This is a genomic window from Dyadobacter sp. HNCC25DJ183 (assembly GCF_056895175.1).
Genome location: NZ_JBXHAP010000010.1, coordinates 210,922 through 230,706 on the forward strand (window position 1 = coordinate 210,922; position 19,785 = coordinate 230,706).

Annotated in this window: 19 protein-coding genes; 7 read left to right on the forward strand and 12 right to left on the reverse strand. The window is 47.1% G+C overall.

Annotated features, from left to right (window positions below):
* Window positions 1-8 precede the first annotated feature (8 nt).
* From AC1XTG_RS24025 to AC1XTG_RS24035, 3 genes are all read right to left on the reverse strand, one after another.
* Window positions 9-860, reverse strand: coding sequence for a sugar phosphate isomerase/epimerase family protein (locus AC1XTG_RS24025; protein ID WP_484843726.1), 852 nt, complete (start codon window positions 858-860; stop codon window positions 9-11).
* Between the two features lie 243 nt (window positions 861-1,103).
* The gene (locus AC1XTG_RS24030; protein ID WP_229238847.1) at window positions 1,104-1,838 is read right to left on the reverse strand and encodes a 3-keto-disaccharide hydrolase; all 735 of its coding nucleotides are present in this window, start codon (window positions 1,836-1,838) and stop codon (window positions 1,104-1,106) included.
* Between the two features lie 270 nt (window positions 1,839-2,108).
* Window positions 2,109-2,660 carry a fasciclin domain-containing protein gene (locus AC1XTG_RS24035; protein WP_484843780.1) on the reverse strand — a complete coding sequence of 184 codons (552 nt, stop codon included), beginning with the start codon at window positions 2,658-2,660 and terminating at the stop codon, window positions 2,109-2,111.
* Between the two features lie 204 nt (window positions 2,661-2,864).
* Between AC1XTG_RS24035 and AC1XTG_RS24040 the strand changes: the two genes are divergently transcribed.
* Together AC1XTG_RS24040 and AC1XTG_RS24045 are read left to right on the forward strand one after the other, a co-directional pair.
* Window positions 2,865-3,116, forward strand: coding sequence for a type II toxin-antitoxin system ParD family antitoxin (locus AC1XTG_RS24040; RefSeq protein ID WP_056291524.1), 252 nt, complete (start codon window positions 2,865-2,867; stop codon window positions 3,114-3,116).
* Entirely contained in the window at window positions 3,109-3,402 is a 294-nt protein-coding gene (locus tag AC1XTG_RS24045; protein WP_056291526.1) for a type II toxin-antitoxin system RelE/ParE family toxin, read from the forward strand. The genes AC1XTG_RS24040 and AC1XTG_RS24045 overlap by 8 nt, the downstream gene beginning before the upstream one ends.
* Before the next feature lie 53 nt (window positions 3,403-3,455).
* Here AC1XTG_RS24045 and AC1XTG_RS24050 read toward each other — a convergent pair whose 3' ends face one another.
* The 7 genes from AC1XTG_RS24050 to AC1XTG_RS24080 all read right to left on the reverse strand — a co-directional run bounded on the left by AC1XTG_RS24050 (window position 3,456) and on the right by AC1XTG_RS24080 (window position 10,887).
* Window positions 3,456-4,601, reverse strand: a complete 1,146-nt coding sequence (locus AC1XTG_RS24050) for a glycoside hydrolase family 130 protein (RefSeq protein ID WP_484843727.1) — start codon at window positions 4,599-4,601, stop codon at window positions 3,456-3,458.
* Window positions 4,602-4,673: 72 nt separating this feature from the next.
* Window positions 4,674-5,276: a YceI family protein gene (locus tag AC1XTG_RS24055; RefSeq protein WP_056291727.1), complete on the reverse strand. Its 603-nt coding sequence runs from the start codon at window positions 5,274-5,276 to the stop codon at window positions 4,674-4,676.
* Window positions 5,277-5,371: 95 nt separating this feature from the next.
* Window positions 5,372-5,965, reverse strand: a complete 594-nt coding sequence (locus AC1XTG_RS24060) for an RBBP9/YdeN family alpha/beta hydrolase (RefSeq protein ID WP_484843728.1) — start codon at window positions 5,963-5,965, stop codon at window positions 5,372-5,374.
* Between the two features lie 57 nt (window positions 5,966-6,022).
* Window positions 6,023-7,114, reverse strand: a complete 1,092-nt coding sequence (locus tag AC1XTG_RS24065) for a formylglycine-generating enzyme family protein (RefSeq protein ID WP_484843729.1) — start codon at window positions 7,112-7,114, stop codon at window positions 6,023-6,025.
* Window positions 7,115-7,129: 15 nt separating this feature from the next.
* Window positions 7,130-8,566: a phytoene desaturase family protein gene (locus tag AC1XTG_RS24070; protein WP_484843730.1), complete on the reverse strand. Its 1,437-nt coding sequence runs from the start codon at window positions 8,564-8,566 to the stop codon at window positions 7,130-7,132.
* A gap of 4 nt (window positions 8,567-8,570) precedes the next feature.
* On the reverse strand, window positions 8,571-10,133 hold the full coding sequence (locus AC1XTG_RS24075; protein WP_484843731.1) for a sulfatase family protein: 1,563 nt from the start codon (window positions 10,131-10,133) through the stop codon (window positions 8,571-8,573).
* 190 nt (window positions 10,134-10,323) lie between these two features.
* Window positions 10,324-10,887, reverse strand: a complete 564-nt coding sequence (locus tag AC1XTG_RS24080; RefSeq protein WP_056291733.1) for a DUF4142 domain-containing protein — start codon at window positions 10,885-10,887, stop codon at window positions 10,324-10,326.
* Window positions 10,888-11,145: 258 nt separating this feature from the next.
* Between AC1XTG_RS24080 and AC1XTG_RS24085 the strand changes: the two genes are divergently transcribed.
* From AC1XTG_RS24085 to AC1XTG_RS24105, 5 genes are all read left to right on the forward strand, one after another.
* Entirely contained in the window at window positions 11,146-11,589 is a 444-nt protein-coding gene (locus tag AC1XTG_RS24085) for a response regulator (protein WP_056291735.1), read from the forward strand.
* A 29-nt stretch (window positions 11,590-11,618) separates the two neighbouring features.
* Window positions 11,619-12,230: a biliverdin-producing heme oxygenase gene (locus AC1XTG_RS24090; RefSeq protein ID WP_484843732.1), complete on the forward strand. Its 612-nt coding sequence runs from the start codon at window positions 11,619-11,621 to the stop codon at window positions 12,228-12,230.
* 5 nt (window positions 12,231-12,235) lie between these two features.
* Entirely contained in the window at window positions 12,236-14,524 is a 2,289-nt protein-coding gene (locus AC1XTG_RS24095) for an ATP-binding protein (protein ID WP_484843733.1), read from the forward strand.
* Between the two features lie 191 nt (window positions 14,525-14,715).
* Window positions 14,716-15,816 carry a DNA topoisomerase IB gene (locus tag AC1XTG_RS24100; RefSeq protein ID WP_484843734.1) on the forward strand — a complete coding sequence of 367 codons (1,101 nt, stop codon included), beginning with the start codon at window positions 14,716-14,718 and terminating at the stop codon, window positions 15,814-15,816.
* A gap of 145 nt (window positions 15,817-15,961) precedes the next feature.
* Window positions 15,962-16,432, forward strand: coding sequence for a ferritin-like domain-containing protein (locus tag AC1XTG_RS24105; protein WP_056291542.1), 471 nt, complete (start codon window positions 15,962-15,964; stop codon window positions 16,430-16,432).
* Between the two features lie 92 nt (window positions 16,433-16,524).
* On the opposite strand, the gene lolA1 is transcribed toward AC1XTG_RS24105, so the two are convergent.
* On the reverse strand, window positions 16,525-17,169 hold the full coding sequence (gene lolA1, locus AC1XTG_RS24110; RefSeq protein WP_056291544.1) for an outer membrane lipoprotein periplasmic chaperone LolA1: 645 nt from the start codon (window positions 17,167-17,169) through the stop codon (window positions 16,525-16,527).
* 71 nt (window positions 17,170-17,240) lie between these two features.
* A complete protein-coding gene (locus AC1XTG_RS24115) occupies window positions 17,241-19,772 on the reverse strand; it encodes an FtsK/SpoIIIE family DNA translocase (protein WP_484843735.1) in 2,532 nt (843 codons plus the stop codon).
* Window positions 19,773-19,785: the final 13 nt, after the last annotated feature.

Genomic DNA, 19,785 nt, shown 5'->3' on the forward strand with positions numbered 1-19,785 from the left:
GAAGTCACTTACAATCCATGCTTCAAACACATCTCCCTGATAAACCGGTAGCCATTTTCGGCAATATCCCAGGGCTCGTTAAACTCCCGCCATACGCCAATCGCATTGGCGAAGCCCGGGTCGTTTCTTGAAAATGCTTCGATTGTAAGCCAGCCTTGATAATTGATGGCAGCTAAACCCGCAAATGCATCATCCCACAAAACCTGTCCGGTACCGGGGGTTCCGCGGTCGTTTTCGCTGATGTGCACGTGGGCAAGTACCGGCGCGATGGTTTGCAATGCGGTACCATATTTTTTCTCCTCGATATTGGAATGGTGCGTATCAAACATCGCGCGCACATTCGGGTGATTAGCGGCTGTTACCAGCTTGTGCAGCTGCTCCATGGTATTGCACAAATAGCACTCAAAGCGGTTGAGCGCCTCCAATGCAAATGTGATATTTGCCTGAGCCGCATATTCCGCAGCTGCATTCAGTACTTCTCCTGCCAATGCATATTCCTGGTCCTCCGCAGGGCGATTTACAAAAACCGTGTGCGCTGAGTGGAATGGCCCACAGATGATCTTTGCATTCAGGTCGTGTGCCCTGTCTACTGCCCATTTGATTTTATCCAAAGCTCTCTGACGTACCTCAACCGACTCGCTTACCGGATTTTCATCCGCACCCAAAGTCATCACAGCTGTTGTTTCCAGGCCGAGGTCTTTGGTATATCCACCCATTCGCTGGTAAGCAGACGACTCCTGAGGTCCAAGATAAAATTCCACACCGTCGTAACCGATGCCTTTCAGCCTGTCAATAATCGGAAATAAATCATCCGACACCGACGCCGTCCAGGCAAGTACATTGAATCCAATTTTGTTCATGATATTTCTGGCTAATAGCTTTTAGCAGTTTAGCTATTAGCTTTTAGTTATTAGCTTTTAGTTATTAGCTTTTTAAAATCCTTTGCTCTGGATCCCCGGGTTGAAACCCGGGGCAATTGATTTTTTGCCCCTAGGGGGCTGTTTTATTGTTTGTCTTTCCTTTTCTCCTTCGTCCTTCCTCCCTTTCCTCTTTCCTCCTTCCTCTAAACTAACAGCCAAAAGCTAATGGCTAATAGCCAAAAGCTATTGTTTAATCCTCAAATCCTTGAACTCCACTTTCATGGGTGGGCCTACGTGCACCTGCATACCCAGATAGCCTTTTTTGCGACCGTTGTAGGTGTCATTGTCTGTCACCTCGCTCATGAGTACGCCGTTGATATAATGTTGCAAACGGTTGCCTTTGATCACCAGGTGGAAGGTGTTCCAGTCTTCACTTTTGATTAGTGTTTTGAGAGAATCGGAAGCGCCCAGTGAGCCGGTTACTTCGAAGCCTTTCCAGGCATTGGCTTTGATGTTGCTGCGAACACCTTCGGGCGTTTTTTCGCCTGTGTACTCGTTGATCACCGTTTTTTGTCCGCGGTAGGCCAGTGTTGTGCGGCGGCGTTCTTCGTAATTCTGGCCGGTATATGTATTTTTTCCGTCAATATCGGCCTGGTATCCTCTTAGTGCATTCGGCACATCCTCTACTTTTTCGCTCCGGTACTGAATGCCCGAATTACCACTCTGCTGGATTTTAAACGAACCTTTCAGTTCAAAATCCGCCGGCTGGCCGCCTTGCCATACAATGAAGGAATTAGTCTTAAGAAGTGTTTCCGGGGTGATTTCGCCTACCAGATTCCCATTCTCCACGCGCCAGTATTTTGCATCATACTCCCAGCCTTTCAGGGTCTTCCCGTCAAAAATGGAAACAAACCCCTTCTCTTTCTTCTGGGCCACCGAAGTAGCCTGGCTTGCGATTACCAGCAAAGCTGCCAGCATAAAACCGGCTTTGACAAATCTGAAATTCATTTGAATGGGTTTTATAGGTTTAGTGACTTCCTTAATCTGCCTTTCCCTTACAAGAGGGTTTTTATAAAAGTTAATACTCTTAAAAAAGCAGAAAATTATATCCAAAAATTCCTAAAAATATCTGGCCGACTATCCTGTACTAACCTGCTTGAAGGCGTGCGCAGCAAATAAAAAAGCGGAAAGACCAAGGTCCTCCCGCTTTTACAACAACTCACTCACACAACCAACTTCACAAGCTCATTAAGGCATTAACACTTTGTCTATCACGTGGATTACACCATTCGATTGATAAACATCGGCAGTAGTAACTTTGGCTGAATTACCTTTCGCATCGGTTACGATCAAATCTTTTCCCTTCATTGAAAATGTAAGCTCCGCGCCTTGTGCTGTTTTCGCCATTGCCTTGCCGCCGCCATCTTTAATCATTTTCGCAACTGCTTTCGAGTCCACTTTGCCAGGAACCACGTGGTAAGTCAATACCGAAGTTAGTGTTCCTTTGTTTTCCGGCTTCAACAGATTATCAACTGTGCCAGCAGGAAGCGCTTCAAATGCCGCATTAACCGGTGCAAAAACTGTAAATGGACCTGTTCCCGAAAGTGTTTCTACCAGTCCGGCCGCTTTCACAGCTGCTACCAGCGTAGTGTGCTCTTTGGAGTTTACTGCATTCTCAATGATGTTTTTAGAAGGGTACATAGCAGCACCACCAACCATCACGGTTTTTTCTTTTTGAGCAAAAGCGGATCCGGTTGTAAACATCGCTGCGAGCAGCAAGCCCATGATTTTTGTTGACATTTTCATAATAAGAAATCTAGTTTAGTGATTTCCTTTATGTACGCCAATCGGCTTGCGATCGATTGAATGCCTGAAAATTATTGCCTGCCAGTTGCTGCAACAGAAGGTAAAGCACGGGTATCTAAGAAAAAATCAGTGTAGAACGACGAAGGAAATAGTTACCAAAAATTGGTAACTTTGGTCTAACATCTAAATAAATGGAAAATGGGGAAAAATACATCCATATCAATGGGCCAGCATTTTGATTCATTTATTCAGACTCAGATAGCCGAGGGCCGATATGCTACTACCAGCGAAGTGGTTCGGGCAGGTCTCCGATTATTAGAGCAAGAAGAGCAGAAGCTGAGCTTATTAAGACAGGCACTTATTGAAGGCGAAGAAAGCGGCTGGGCTGAAAACTTTGACCCGGCAGATTTTAAGTCAAAACTAAAAAAGGATCATTCAGGCAATGAGTAATTACAAACTTACCCGCCTTGCAGAGAATGATTTAATTAAAATTTGGGAATATACAGTTCATGAATGGTCCTTGCACCAAGCTGAAAAATATCTCGACGGGCTGCTGTCGAGTTTCGAAGCGATAGGAGACGGAAAAATAAAAGGCAAGGCTATTGATCAGGTTCGAAAAGGTTACCAGAAAACTTTGTACGGAAAGCATTACATATTTTTCCGTTTTTCAACCGAGAACAAAGCTGAGATTATTCGCATCCTTCACGTTAGCATGGATGTAGAAAGGCATCTTTAAAGGAGCAAAGCAAATACGATTGCCTTTGGCTTTGCTCCTTTGTATGTTTCAGTTTACGGAAGCGGATCGCCCGGCAGTTTTTGTTTAGGATCATAAACTGCCACACCAACCCGGGAATCGGCGCAGCCGTAGTAGAGATACCATTTCTTCTTGTGGTAAACCATTCCTTCAATGAATACAGTACCGGCTACGTACTGACCGCTTTTTTCAAATGCTTCCATGGGCCGGAAGAATGGTTTATCCAGACGGGCCAGTACTTTGGAAGGATCATTTTTGTCAAAAAGCACCTGACCGGCGCAGTAGCTGTTGGGCGTAAACTGCCTGTCACCATCCTCGCCTTTATCGTTTTTACCATTATATAAAAGGACAATACCTTTGTCGGTTACAATCGCAGGCGGGCCGCATTCCGTGAGATTGCTGTCAAAATAGCCTTTGCGGGGTGAGATCAGGTTTACCAGATTCTGGTTATTATCCACAACAGGCTCCCAGTTGATCAGATCTGTTGACGTAGCCACATTTACATTCGCCTCGCCGAAATACAGCCAGTACTTCCCATTGATTTTCGCAATTACCTGTTTGTCGCCGACCAGTTTGGTAACAATCGAGCCCGATTTTGTCCATATTTCGTTGAACTTACCGCCATAAGCTTTCTTGAATACTGGTCCGTGCTTTTCCCATTTGATCAGGTCCCTTGAAGTCGCAACGCCAATGCGCGCTTTATCCTGGTTCCATTGGGTATAGAATACAACGTACAAACCGTCTTCGGTAACTGCCACGCGCGGGTCCTCACAGCCGCCGGGCCACTCCATTGCCTTCTGACTGTCTTCCGCGGGAAACAGCACGGGTTCTTTTCTCCTTTTAAAATGGATCCCGTCTTCACTTTCTGCATAACCAAGCCGCGAAGTACGCTTTCCGATCGCCTTACCCGCTTTGTCTTCCGCCCGGTAAAGCACCACAATCTTGCCGTCTTTGATAGCAGCGGCCGGATTAAAGGTATCGTTCGACTCCCAGTCAATCTGCTTCTTGTTCATCGGGCAGAAGAATGTGGAGGTGCTATCCGGTGAGATCACAGGATTTACATTGGCCGGACGTTTGAACCCACCGAAAGTCCAGTCAGGCAATTTGTTTTCCTTTTGAGCAGCCACTTCGCCGAAAACAAGCGCGAGGCAGAAGAGTAATCCGGTAGTCGATTTGTTCATAGGTTGGTAAAAAATTAAAAAATCCGGTCTGAATATTCAAACCGGATTTTCTATTTCAAAGAAAACTTGTAATTATTTATTGGCCACCAGGTTTACATCCAATGTAAAATCATTGTCAATTGCCTTGTCGCCCAGGTTTTCAAAGAAGTTACTTGAACGGAATTTGATATCGTATTTGGTACGATCAATCGTCACTTTCGCATTTGCAGTTACTTTTTGCGCGTCTGATTTCACGGTAGCGGGGAATTTCACTTCCTGTGTAATGCCTTTGATGGTCAGTTTACCAGTCACATCATACGCATTCGCGCCTTTCGGAGTTACCGAAGAGATAACCAGCTTGGCTTGCGGGTGTTTCTCAACAGAGAAAAAATCATCACTTTTAAGGTGGCCGGTAAGCTTGCCGTTCATATCCTTGTCAGTTACATCAGTTACCACAAGGTTCTTGATATCTGCCACAAAGCTCCCGCCTTTCAGCTTATCTCCGTCAACGACCAGAGAGCCGCTCTCCAATGGAACAGTACCTGCGTGGGTTCCTGTCACCTTTTTTGCTCCCCAGGTTACGCTGCTGCTTTTAGTGTCAACCTTCAATGTTTTGTCTGCGACCTTCGTCTTGCCAGGCCCGTCAGCAATTGCAGCAACATTGAACAACAAACCGGCTGCGGCTAGAAGAAACATTTTTTTCATAGTGGATTCCGTCATTTTAAAGTGAGAAAGATTTTTTTGTAATATAAAAAGATATAGTGAAATATAGAACTCCTGTTTCAAATGCGTTACGGTACTTTCGGGCTAAAAGTTGCGTACGGCTTCAACAATGCAGATCCGCTCAGCTTATACAGGATCTCCTTCCCCTCACTCCAATCCGAAAGTCCTGAAACTGCATTGATGTGCCCTTTCTTGCCAACATTGATAAACTCGCTTCCCCAGTGTTCGGCAAATGTCTGTGAACGTGAGATACTCGCATACATATCATTGGTACTCGCCACTACAATCGTCGGAAAGCCGATTTTCCCTGTCGGGACCGGTGTAAAACCTACCACGAAGTTCAGGCGTTTTGATAGGTCCGCGTCAGCCGGCGCTACGAGCAATGCGCCTTTGATATGTTCCGACTGAAACTCCTGCGCCCAATGTGCCACAGTAATGCAGCCCAGACTGTGAGCGACCAGTATTGTCGGACCTGTGAGCTCGCTGATTTCTTTTTGCAGCTGGCCTACCCAGTCGTTCTTAACCGGCCAGTCCCAGTTTTCCTGTTGTACCCGGCTGAAATGCGCTGGATACTGTTCTTCCCAGATCGTTTGCCAATGCTGCGGTCCTGAACTGGCAAGACCCGGAACTGTCAGGAAATGTGTGTCTTCGAACCTCTGCATAATAATACTACAACTTAACAGGTGAATCGTTTTCTAAGTAAAAACACCGGGAATATATTACTTCTTCGCAACCAACACACATCTGAAACCGAGATTATTACTCCCGCTTGTAACCTCACCTTTCCCGCGGCTGCCCGCTTTGTAGCGAATGCAATATTCATCGCTGCAAAGAAACGACCCGCCCCGTTGTACACGCTTCACAGCGCCGGGCTCGTCGGGATCATAGCTATCGGCAGGCCCGGTCGGGTTGACTTTCGCACTTTTCTGATAGTAATCCGGGCGATACAGGTCCTCGCACCATTCCCACACATTTCCGTCCATATCATAGAGTCCGTACGGATTCGCCGGGAATGTTTTCACTGGCGCGGCAGCCAGGTAACCATCCTCCTTCGTGTTTTTATCAGGGAAGCTGCCCTGGTAAATATTGGCCACCCATTTGTTACCCGGTTTGAGCTCATCGCCCCAGTAGTAAGTGTGGTTACCTTTCCCGCCCTGGGCCGCGTACTCCCATTCTGCTTCGGTAGGAAGCCGCTTGCCAGCCCATTTGGCGTAAGCAGCTGCATCCTCGTAGGAAACGTGGATCACGGGATAGTTCTCCCGACCTTTAATTGAGCTTTGCGGGCCCTCGGGATGAGCCCAGTTTGCGCCGGGCACATAATTCCACCATTGTAGCGGGTTATCAAGGTTCACGCGCGTGGACGTGGGTGTAAACACCGCAGAGCCCGGCACCAGTTTATCAGCAGGCACACCCGGGTAATCTGCCGGGTTCAGCGGCCTTTCTGCCACAGTCTTGTAGTTTGTCGCTTTGACAAACGCAGCAAACTCTGCATTGGTTACCTCGTGCGCATCCATATAAAACCCGTCAAGCGTCACTTCGTGCATGGGCCGGGAGTCGGGGAATTCGTCGGCGCCCATTAAAAACTTCCCGCCTTTGATCCACACCATTCCTGTCGTGTCGCCTGTACCCGCAGTGATATTTACTGCATTCGCGATTGCCGCCGCCCGGGAAGGTATCCCTTCCGAGATGCACTGGGCAATGCTGTCTGCTTTTCTTTCCTCAGCGGTCTTTTTGCTTCCGCAACCCAAAGCAGCACCCGCAACAAGCACGAGCAGGGCCAATCTTTGAAGGTTGTTTTTACTGGTTTTCATTGATCTCACTAAATACTAATTGTTAGTTACTTTAAAAATATCCTTCAATGCCTGCATAGCAGCGTGGTAACCGCACATTCCATGCACCCCGCCACCGGGAGGTGTTGACGAAGAACATATATAAATGTGCTTCGCCGATGTGCGGTAAGGCGACGCGCTCAACACGGGCCTTGAATAAAGCTGAAAAATATCCTGAATGCCCCCATTAATATCACCGCCAATATAGTTGGAGTTATAACCTTCGATCTGCGCCGGGCTCATGGTACTCCTGCCTTTTATCAATTTCGTGAAACCCGGCGCAAACCGCTCCACCTGCTGTTCGATAGCGGCCGTCATATCACGCGTCGATCCGTTAGGAACGTGGCAATATGCCCAGGCTGTATGCTTGCCCTCAGGCGCGCGGGTATTATCAAATGTGCTTTGCTGCGCTACGAGTACAAAAGGCTTATCCGAATGAATGCCTTTTGCTATTCCTGCTTCATACTTTGCAATTTCTTCAATGGTATTGCCAATGTGAACGGTACCCGCCTGCCGGCACGCTTCCGCCGTAAATGGTATTGGTTGTTCCAGGGCCCAGTCTACTTTAAAGACACCAGCTCCGTAACGATAGCTTTGTAACCTGCTGCGATACGAGGATGAAAGTTCATTCCCGGCAATTTGTACAAGCTGCCTGGGGGTAACATCCATTAATATAGCTTTTGAGGCCGGTAATTCATTCAAGTTACCCACACGGAAATTTGTTCTGATCTCTCCTCCGAGTGATTTGAAATAAGTGGCAAGCGCATCGGCCAGTGACTGACTTCCTCTCTTTGGAATCGGCCAGCCGTACAAATGTGCCGCCGCCATCAGCATAATCCCGAAAGCAGAAGTGGCAGCGTTTTCAAGTGGTTGAATGGAATGCGCCGCCATTCCCGCCCATAATCCTCTGGCTTCTTTCGCTTTAAACCTCCCTGCCGACCACATTGCAGGCGGCAATGCTTTCAATCCGAAATTCGCCAGTTTGAGCGGATGTTTCGGAAAGGTTAACGGACCTAAAAGATCAGGTAAAATGTCCGGGATAATGTCTACCAGCCCGCCCATGAAGTCCATGTATGCAGACCTGTCCACACCCAGGCTATCTGCCGTTTTCGAAACCGACTGATCCAGGATTGCGGCATTCCCATCATCAAAAGGATGCGCTGCGGCAAACGTTGGCTGGATAAATTCCACCCCCAGCTTGCGCAACGGGATGCTTTTGAAGAATGGCGACATCAAGGCCATCGGGTGCACCGCCGAACAAATGTCGTGAACATAACCCGGCAATGTCAGCTCGGCACTCCGCATTCCGCCACCAATCGTTTCTTTTGCCTCCACAATCAAGACCGATAATCCACGGCGTTGCAGCGTAATCCCTGCCGCCAGTCCGTTTGGACCAGCTCCGACCACTACCGCATCATATCGATTACCGCTCACGTTGTTATTTTTTAGCAGATGCAAGCACCTTTAATGCTTCTTCATCTTTGTACTCTTCCATCAGAACCTTCAACTTGCTTTTCAGGTCGGCGGCAATGGACTCTGTTCCTTTTGTGCCATAAATGTTATTGACCTCGGTAGGATCTTTCTGCAAATCAAAAAGCTCCCAGGAATCAGGTCCGCCGTAGAAATAAGCCAGCTTGTAGCGGTTCGTTCTCAAACCGAAATGCGGATATACGTGGTGAGGCTGCGGGAATTCATAGTAATGGTAATATGCCTCTTTCCGCCACGGAACCTGCGCAGTCTGCCCGCTTTGAAGTCTTGGTAAAAATGATTTACCCTGCATGTCAGCCGGCACTTTCACGCCTGCGATGTTCAGCACGGTAGGCGCCCAGTCGATATTTACAACCAGGTCATTGTTCCGCGTTCCCGGCTTGATTACACCAGGGTAGCGGATCACAAATGGCGTTTTCAATGATTCCTCGTAAATAAAACGCTTGTCAAACCAGCCGTGCTCGCCCAGGTAAAATCCCTGGTCCGAAGCATATATCACCACCGTATTCTTCGCCAGTCCACTCTTGTCCAGATGATCAAGCAGCTTGCCAATGTTCCTGTCCAGCGATTTCGCTACGGAATAGTAATCACGCAGGTAACGCTGGTACTTCCATTCGGTGAGTGCTTTTCCGGTCAGTTTTTTGTCCGCAAATTCCTTTGATATCTTGTCATAATATCCTTTAAATGCCTTTTTCTGATCTGCATTAAAACGATTATAAGTCCAGTCTTTGTCAAAATCGGCATTTACTTTCAAGTCCTGTTTCAGCCGCATTGTTTTTTCAATAGACATATCCTGGTCCAGCGCGGCGGCTCTTCCTTTATAATCATCGTAAAAATTCGAGGGAAGCGGGAAATTCACATTGTCATAAGCACCCAGGTCCTGCAAGTCCGGCAGCCACTCGCGGTGGGTAGCTTTGTGCCCTACTATGAGGAAAAAAGGTTTTGAGTTGTCCCGCTTGTCCAGCCATTCCGTCGAAAATTTCGTGATCAGATCAGAAACATAGCCGGTGTGGCGCGTAGTATCATTGGGCTGACCTATGAAATCGGGATTGTAATAGCTGCCTTGCCCTGGCAGTACATTCCAGTAGTCGAAACCGGCCGGCAGACTATTTAAATGCATTTTCCCGATCCAGGCTGTCTGGTATCCATTCTGTCGGAGGGTTTCCGAGAGCAGCGTCTGATTGGTGTTGAAGCGGGTATTGTCATTTCGTTTATAGCCATTTAAGTGGCTGTACTTACCGGTAAGCAAAGTAGCCCGGCTCGGCCCGCAAATGGAATTGGTAACCAGGTTATTCGTCAGCAATGCGCCTTCTCTGGCGATGCGGTCGATATTGGGTGTTTTAACATACTTATTTCCATACGCGCTGATCGCCTGGTAAGCGTGATCATCGGAGAAAATGAAAATAATGTTAGGGCGGCTGGCTGTTTGTGCAGCAGCGAAACCAATAGACAAAATAGCCGATCCAGCGACAAAAACGGCTTTTCGAAAAGAGAACAAGAGATCTGTAAGCATAACTCTATTAAATTGATAGACAAAATAAGCTTATTGCAGATGATTAATCAAATATTTACGCATTTTTGACTTTGAGCTACCTCAGATTAAAAGTTCAAATTGTCTATTTCTTCTCAAAACTCAACCATTAAAAACACAAAAAAGCCGGAACCTTGGCGGTTTCCGGCTGATCAGGGAGGAATTTGCGTGCTTATTTTTTCGCGCTGTTAATCGCCTCTGCCATTTCCAAATGGTGTTTCAGGGCTGGCACTTTGCCTGCTGCCCACGATTTCACGTCCGGATCCTTGGCGTCCTTCGCTGCTTCCTCAAACTCGCTGATATCCTCTTTATGATCGTCAACCATAAAAGAGATGTATGCTTTATCAAAGTCGGCGCCTTTCTTCGCCGCCAGATCGTCATATTTCTTTTGCTTGTCGTTGCTCAGCATCGCAGGCAGCGTGATGTTTTTCTGCTGGGCCAGCGCTTTCAGCTCATCGTTGGCTTTCCCGTGCTCGGTTACCATTGTTTCTGCAAATTTCTTTACATCTGCACTGGCTGCGTTTGTTTTTGCCAGCTCGCCCAGCTGCACTTCCATCATACCTCCATCAGCAGCGGCTACTGCAAACTCTGAATCATCTTCCAGATTGGTATCGTCCAGCTTCTGCTCATTTTGCTCTTCTGCTACTTCCGCAGTATCCTCAGTCTTATTGGAATTGCAAGCAGAAAATGCCATCATAGTAGCCAGTGCCAGCGAAGTAAATGCGATCTTTTTCATAAACATTTTAATTTTTTTGTGATTTCTGATTCAAGCAGGTGAAAAAATTGTGCCAAGATCAGTCTACCTTTATCAGACGATCACCCAGAATTACACCTACAACCCGTGTGGCGCTACATTTTCTTATTCAAGAAAGGAGTGAATGTATTTTTTAAAAAAAAGTTATATTAGCTTTGTTAGCTGCCTTATTGGCCAACTATATTCGTACCCTCACCTGTTAATAGGAAAGAAAAAGAAGCCCCGCTTCTGAGAAAAGTAATGACGCAGGACAAACAATTTCAGATTCTTCTCGCTGACGACGATGACGACGATACTTTTTTATTTCGTGAAGCATTAGAACAAGTCTCTCCAAATTCACAACTGTCTGTGGCCTCCAATGGTGTTGAGCTGACAGACAATATCCATAGCACCGAGCCGAAACCCGACCTCATTTTTCTGGACATGAATATGCCGGTAAAAAACGGGCTCGAATGTCTTGAAGAAATCAGGGCTACTCCCGGCTTTGAAGACACGCCCATCATTATCCTGTCTACCTCAGTCGCCCAGTACCTTTGGGAATCGGCGTATAAAGGTGGAGCGAACCTGTACATCCAAAAGCCTACGAGTTTTGCAGGACTTGTAAATGTCCTGGAGAAGTGCCTGTTCCACAGCCTCAACCAGGCTACTCCGACACAAGTGGAACAGTTTTTGATTACGAACTAATTTTTTGAGGCTTGAATCAGCGTTCTTATATGAATGAAACGACCGTTATTGCGAATGAACAAGAATCGTTTATTAAGAATTTAAGAATTGAAACTGCTGAAAGCCATCAAATTCTTGAAAATAATCAGCTTTCCAAAACGTTACTTGACCCTGCTGTTACCCTATCCGATTATCAGGCGTATTTGTCAAAAATCTATGGAATTACATTGGCTTGTGAACTGCAGATTTTTCCAGTTGTAAAAGACATTTTACCGGATTGGAATAGCAGGTACAAATCTGCCTTGATCGTAAAAGACTTGTCCCGTACAGGAATGAGCGACGATCAGATCCGCGACTTGCCAATCCATCAGTTTGATTGTTCAGGCACTCCGGAAGCAATGGGCATTATGTATGTCATGGAGGGTTCGACCCTGGGCGGGAAGATCATTTACAAGCATGTTCATAACAAGCTCGGGCTGGATCCGGAAAGTGGCGCGGCCTACTTCTGGGGTTATGGAGATCAGACAGGCAGCATGTGGAAATCGTTTGTGTCGCTGCTTGCTCAATATGCCGCCGGGAGTAAAAGCAGTGCGACCATTATCGACAGTGCTAAAAAAACTTTTACAGTAATTAACAGCTGGCTAAGCGACAGAAATATTTAGTCGAAATGAACATTAAGGATATAGTAAACAGGGACATCGTTAATCTGACGAATTGCGAAAGCGAACCAATTCACATTCCGGGGAGCATTCAACCGCACGGGTTCCTGTTTGGCATTAAAAAAGACACCCTCCGAATCGAATACTGCAGTGAGAACACCAGCAGCTACATCGGTCTGACACCAGACGCGATTTTGGGTAAGTCACTGAAAGAAGTGGTTCCGGCTGATCAGGCCAGCGAATTTGCCACTTACGCAACTGCGCGGGTTATTGATACCGCACAGCCATTTGTATTTACCCTGCAAGAGGTTTCCTATAACACCACTGTACACCAGAGTGGCGATACCATTATACTGGAATTTGAACCGTTTCCTGACGGAACGATCAACTTACCGAACCTATATAACCAGACAAGGCACTTTGTGTCCGTACTGGAAAAAACGACTTACCTGCAGGAGCTTTGCCAGGAAATTGCGAACGAAACGCGGGAGATCACAGGCTATGATCGTGTGATGATCTACCGTTTCGATACCGAGTACAATGGCGAAGTAATTGCCGAGAGCAAGGTAGATGAGATCGACTCTTTTGCCGGCCAGATGTACCCGCATACGGACATTCCTGTTCAGGCGCGCGAGCTGTATATCCGTAACCCGCTGCGTATGATCGCGGACATAAATTACGAGCCTGTACCTTTGCTGACCATTGATGAGGGAAATACTAAAAGCAACCAATCCCTCGACCTGAGCCTCTCCATTTTGAGGAGTGTATCCCCTATTCACATTGAATATTTGAAAAATATGGGGGTAGGCGCCACATTGACGATTTCTCTTCTGCAAAACGGAAGACTGTGGGGTTTGATAGCGTGTCACCATTATTCTCCCAAAGTGCTGCCCCATTACACGCGGCTTTCTGCCTTGCTTCAAGGGCATTTTCTTACGTCGCAGATCGCGGTGAGGGAAACTGCGGAGGAATTTGAAATAGGTCAGGAAGTAGATAAGGCGCTTTCGGATTCTCTTACGCTGCTGCACGAAAATGAGGACTTTATAGAAGCTTGCCACCAATCGCCTTCCCTGCTCAAACTTGCCAATGCAACAGGGGCTGTGATCTATTACAATGGACAGTTATATAAAAATGGCATTGTTCCCAGCGACGAAGAGCTGGTCACTTTGATGACAAAGCTAGCCGAAAGGTATCCGACGCAGGGTTTTCACACAGATAGTATCTCGGACATTTTTCCCGAAGCCAAATCTTTTTCGAACTCTGCCGCTGGTATCATTTATCATTCGGTAGCCTCCATGAACCCTGACGGTATTATGTGGATCAGGTCGGAGAAAGTTGAAACGATCAACTGGGCCGGAAATCCCGATAAAGCAATCTTGAATAACGAAGACGGATTCCGCCTTTCACCCAGGAAATCCTTTGAGCTGTGGATGGTTGAGGTAAAAGATAAGAGTCTGCCGTGGAGAAAATTGGAGCTCAGCGCTGCTTCCAATTTCTCGTATGCATTGCAGAAGCACATTAACTACCAGCTCATCCAGGTACAAGAGGATAAAAACCGTATCCTGAATGAAGAACTGAAAACGGCTAATAAAGAGCTGGCTAACCTGAACTGGATCAGCACGCACGACTTGAAAGAGCCGCTCCGGAAAATACAGATATTTGCTTCCAAGGTACTCGACCGCGAAGATCCGTACCTCTCGGCACAAGTGAAGGATTCGGTAGAAAGAATGCGGTTTGCTGCTGAAAAAATGCAGGCGCTGATTGAAGATATCCTGACCTATTCCAAAACCGGGAATATGGAAAAGGTATACGAGCAGGTGGACCTGAATGAAATTGCCGCGACCGTGATCAAGGATCTGCGGGACACGATCGAAGAGAAAAAGGCGGTGGTAACCTTTGACAAGCTGCCCGTTTTGTCAGTAATCCCATTCCAGATCCGCCAGCTGTTTGTGAACCTGATTAGTAATGGAATCAAGTTTACAACTCCGGAAGTTGCACCATTGATCCACATTCGTGTATCGAAAGTGAATGGAAGCGAAATTGGTGAAGACAAGGCTGTTGCCGACGCCCCGTATTATCGCATTGCATTCATAGATAATGGGATCGGCTTCGAAGATGAATACAAGGAGCGGATATTCGACGTATTCCAGCGGCTGCATCCTGCGCACCGTTATCCCGGAACGGGTATCGGGCTCGCGATCTGTAAAAAGATCATGGAAAACCACAAAGGTTTCCTGATTGCCTCTTCCGAACTGGGAGTGGGCTCCATCTTCAATGCGTACTTTCCGGTAGAATAGCTTCAAACCTGAAATTCAAACTGAGTATATACTTCCTCAGCAAAGCCTGATACGGGCCCGGCTGAGGAATTTTTATTTATAACAACCTCGCTGAGATGCTGATTTAGAAGTATTTGTTGCGGTGCGTCTCACCTCTTTCCGCTGGTACTACTTTGTTATAACAAAGGCCTAGAAAGTAAATGATTGTGAACATGCAAGCAACCGCAGTAGGGACGCTCACGGAAGTACCTGAAATATCCGCACGACAGATTAAAAAGTTAAGAAAAGATCCCGCGCTGACAGCCGCAGCTGTGGGTTTGAATTATATCAAATCGGGCTACGCGCCCGGGTACCTGCGCAAAGGAAAGTCACCGCGATTTTTTTATGTAGATCCCCAGGGAAACAGGGTTAAGGACAAGGAGGTTATCAAAAGGATCAAGTCGCTGGTCTTGCCTCCTGCATGGAAGGAAGTATGGATCAGCAATGATGTGAATGCGCATTTGCAAGCCACAGGGATAGACGATGCCGGCAGGAAACAGTACCGGTACCACCCACAATGGAACCTGATCCGTAATCAAACCAAATACTTCCGGCTGCTTACCTTTTCTGATGCACTTCCTGCACTCAGGGAACAGGTGGAGCACGATCTCAGAAGGCGCGATTTCGATCTGAACAAGTCCATTGCTTTGGTGGTAAAGTTAATGGACAAAACCTGCATTCGCGTGGGCAATCAGCGCTATAAACTGAAACACGGATCATCGGGCATTACCACGCTCGACGCCCGCGCAGCTACTGTTACGGGAAGTCGTATCCGGTTTGTATTTACAGGAAAAAAGGGAATCAAACAGGATATTACCCTACGAGATACACAGCTCGCCAGATTGGTCAAGCAGTACAAAGAAATGCCCGGAAAAAGGCTGTTTCAGTATACCTCGGAAGCAGGCGGCAAATGTGCGCTCAATGCCAGGCAGGTCAATGACTACATCCGTGAACATACCGGTTCTCACTTTTCGGCCAAGGATTTCAGGACGTGGATGGGGACTGTGACTGCATTTGAATATCTCTGTACCCAGGAAAAACCATCCTCTCAGCGCCAACTGACGAGAACCCTGAATACCTGTCTTGATGTGGTGGCGGCGCATTTGGGGAATACACGGGCAGTTTGCAAAAAGTACTATGTGCACCCCGCGGTTTTCCTGGCTTATGAAAACGACCGGATCAAGCGTTTCGCTGGCAAAGACGTAGAAGAAATGAAATGGTTTTCTGCCAGCGAGCAGAGGGTAAAATCGCTTCTTGCACATCCAAAATCGTGAAAAATTCGCCAGCCGGGCAAGAATTCCTACATATACGCTTGCAGAAGTTGGGCTCAGGTTCAATGGAACAATATGTAACCTCTTGGCACAGCATTTTTGTTTAGCATTACAAATAAGAAATCATCAACACTAAAAAGAATAGATCATGGAAACCAATGAAAATTTAGTTGAGGTATTAAACGACCTGATCAGAATTAATAACGACCGCATTGAAGGCTACGAAAGAGCGATTAATGAGGTTGAGGATATCGACATCGACCTGAGAGGAATTTTTCAAAAAATGGCTAATGAGAGCCGTGAGAATATCAATGAGCTGAGCGCTGAAATCAGAACCCTGGGCGGAGAAATCGCTACCGGCACAACCAACTCAGGTAAGATTTACCGGGTTTGGATGGACATCAAAGCTACATTCACAGGCCACGACAGACAGTCTGCCCTTGAAAGCTGCGAATATGGTGAAGATGCCGCACAGGAAGCCTACGACGACGCACTGGCAACCGATGTTGATCTGCCGGTAAACATCAGACAGATCATCGCTAACCAGAAAGCCGAACTGCTCGAATCACATAACCTGATCAAAAAGTACCGCGATGTACATCAGGCAATCAACAGCTAAAAGCCAATAACACACCAGCACACACTAGCAAAGAAAAAGGCGAAATCGATTGATTTCGCCTTTTTCTTTTTTCAAAACAAATTGCTTTGTTCTTATCGAAGGTCAACCACTTCCACGCCGGGATATTGTTTTGCATTGAAGGTGAAGTAAGTATCAGCTACCGCTACATCAGGTTGAAACTGATCGACTTTGTAGGTTACCTGCTGTCCGTTTTTCTGGAATATTTTCCAGCTGTTAATGGACTTGTCTGCCTTATTTACTTCAATCTGCACCTTATCAACCTGGCTGCTTTTGTTGGTAGATGTAAGCTCCACCACTTCCAGGGACTTGGCGCCTTCTTTTTTCTCTTTCAAAAAAGCATATTTAAAGCCTTTCTTGTAAGCTGAATAAATTCTCGTCGGGTCAAGGTCGCCGCCTGCTGTCGGATCAAAATCCTGCAGGTTTACTTCGTTGGTTTCCTTGATATATGTCGCCATCAGCTTCCCGTCGTTGAAGATCTCCTGTCCGGCCATTTTCAGCCTGAACTTTGTACCTTTTACAGTTGCCTCGCCTTTCAGTGGCTTGCCTCCTTCGGGCGAATAGGTAAATGCGGCTTTGAAGGATTTGATCTTCTGATATTTGTTGCTCATTGCTTCCAGAATTGCAGATGACCTTTTATCACCCTGCGCAAATGCAGCAGAGCTGACGGCGATCAACATAGCAATAAGTAAGCACGCATTTATTCTCAGATTTTTCATATTGAGGTTTTCAGTAAGTTAAATTGATTATGAGGTTGTACAAATCTTAGACCATCACGAAAAATGAAGGTTTAATTCACGCCCATCACACGCAGGTGCTCTTCGAGGCCGCTCAGGTCGTGGAACATGACGTCGCGCGCCTTGCTTCCGGTAAACGGACCTACTACGCCGAGCACTTCCAGCTGGTCCATGATCCGGCCTGCGCGGTTGTAGCCGAGCTTCATTTTGCGCTGGATAAGTGAGGTACTGCCCTGCTGATGCGTGACGATCAATCGTGCCGCGTCGGGCAGCAAGCCGTCAAAATCGTCAGGATTCAGTTCAGCTTTTCCTTCCGAAGCATCTTCGCCTTCGTATTCAGGCAATGCATAAGCTTCGTCGTAGCCACGCTGGCTTCCTATAAATTCGCAGACATCTTCAATTTCACGGGTGTCGATAAACGGACATTGCAGACGGATCACTTCCGAGTTGATCGCCAGCAGCATATCTCCCTGTCCTACCAGCTGCTCAGCACCACCCATATCCAGAATGGTCCGCGAGTCAATGCTGGATGTTACCCGGAATGACAAACGTGCAGGGAAGTTGGCTTTGATCAAACCTGTAATTACTTTCACGGAAGGCCGCTGGGTAGCTACTACCAGGTGAATACCAACCGCACGGGCCAGCTGTGCAAGCCGGGCAATGGGCGTTTCAACTTCCTTTCCGGCCGTCATCATCAAATCGGCAAGCTCATCGATCACAAGTACGATATAAGGAAGGAACCGGTGACCTTTTTCGGGGTTCAGTCTTCTTTGGGCGAATTTCGCGTTGTACTCTTTCAGGTTTCTTACAGCCGCTTCCTTCAACAAGTCGTAGCGCGAATCCATTTCGATACACAAAGAGTTTAAGGTGAAAATAACCTTTTTGGTATCTGTTATAATTGCCTCCTCTGCATTCGGCAACTTGGCTAAAAAGTGCCTTTCCAGTTTGTTAAACAAGGTAAGTTCTACCTTTTTAGGATCGACAAGTACGAATTTCAGCTCAGCCGGGTGTTTCTTATATATCAGCGAAGCCAGGATCACATTCAAGCCGACCGACTTACCCTGTCCGGTTGCACCCGCCATAAGCAAGTGGGGCATTTTGGCAAGGTCAACAATGTGAATATCGTTTGAAATCGTTTTACCCAAAACAATGGGCAGATCGTAATTAGACTTCTGGAAACGCTCATTGGCCAGCACCGATCGTGCAAAAACAGTCTCACGGTTTTTATTAGGTACCTCAATACCGATTGTCCCGCGTCCCGGCATAGGTGCAATAATCCTGATACCCAATGCAGCAAGACTTAATGCAATATCTCCTTCCAGGTTTTTGATCTTCGAAATACGGACACCTGCTTCCGGGATAATCTCGTATAATGTAACAGTCGGGCCGATCGTAGCTTTGATCTTGGATATATTGATCCCGTAGCTTCCGAGCGTATCCACAATCTTGGTTTTATTGCTTTCCAGCTCTTCCTGACTTACTTTTTCGTGGTGGTTATCTTCCACTTCATTCAGCAGATCCACTTTCGGAAAATGGTAGGAAGGCAAATCGAGCATCGGATCATACTGGCCGAATTCTCTCAGGATAGACGCATTTACATCCTCGTCTTCAAACTCCTCCGGCGCAGGCTCAGCGACCTGGGTAGTATCTTCCACTTCCAGTTCCAGCCTTGTTTCAACCGGGGCGACAGGCACAACAGGTACAACCGGCACTGGTGCTTTGATCACCTTTTCCTGTTCTAGTATCAATTCCGGCTCTTCTTCCGGTAACTCTTCCTCATCATCATCTTCATCAGCCGGCAGGTCATCGTCATAGGTATCGTTTACAACTGCTGCGAAACCTTTCGCCGGCTCAGCTATCTTCTCTGCGGGTGCCTTTTCCTCAGCTGCTACTGCGGGTGCTGCGCCATTCAATTCGGGCGATACTTCCGGACGGGCGTTTTTCTGCTGCCAGGCTTCGTAAGCAGAGCGGGCATCGTAGAAGAACACGGCAAAGACAAACAATGCGAAAATGATCGGGAGGATACTTCCCCATTTCAGCCAATCAAACAGCGCCACGTTGACCATGTAACCAATACCGCCGGAGACGAAGCTCATGGTACTTTCCGTATTGCTCATCAGGATCACATAGCCCATCAATGCGCTGATCCACAATGTGAAAAAAATCACTTCCTTCGTAGTACGGTTGAGCGGGAGTATTTCTTTGTCAAAGGCTATTTTCCAGCCGGCCACAATGGGCACGAGCGGGAGCAGCAATGCGCCCACGCCAAACCACCTGTAAACAAAGAAGTGAGATATCACCGCACCAAGTACCCCGAAGAAGTTGCGCGTTTGCCGGCCCGCATCACGGATCGACTGCTGCCCCAGGCCATCGATCACGCTCTGATCGGAGATACCTGTAACGATATAGGAGATAAAGGCGATTTCCAGGAAGATTCCCAGCAAAATGAAAAAAGTCCCCCAGGCGAAAGTGCCTTTTGGACTTGAAAAAATTTGCTCCCAATCAAAAGAGAAGCGAATGCGCGGCTCCGCAGCTTCCTCCGCTTTCGCACGTTGTGTGTTTGCTCTTGGCTTATTAACAGACATTTATTTCAACTCT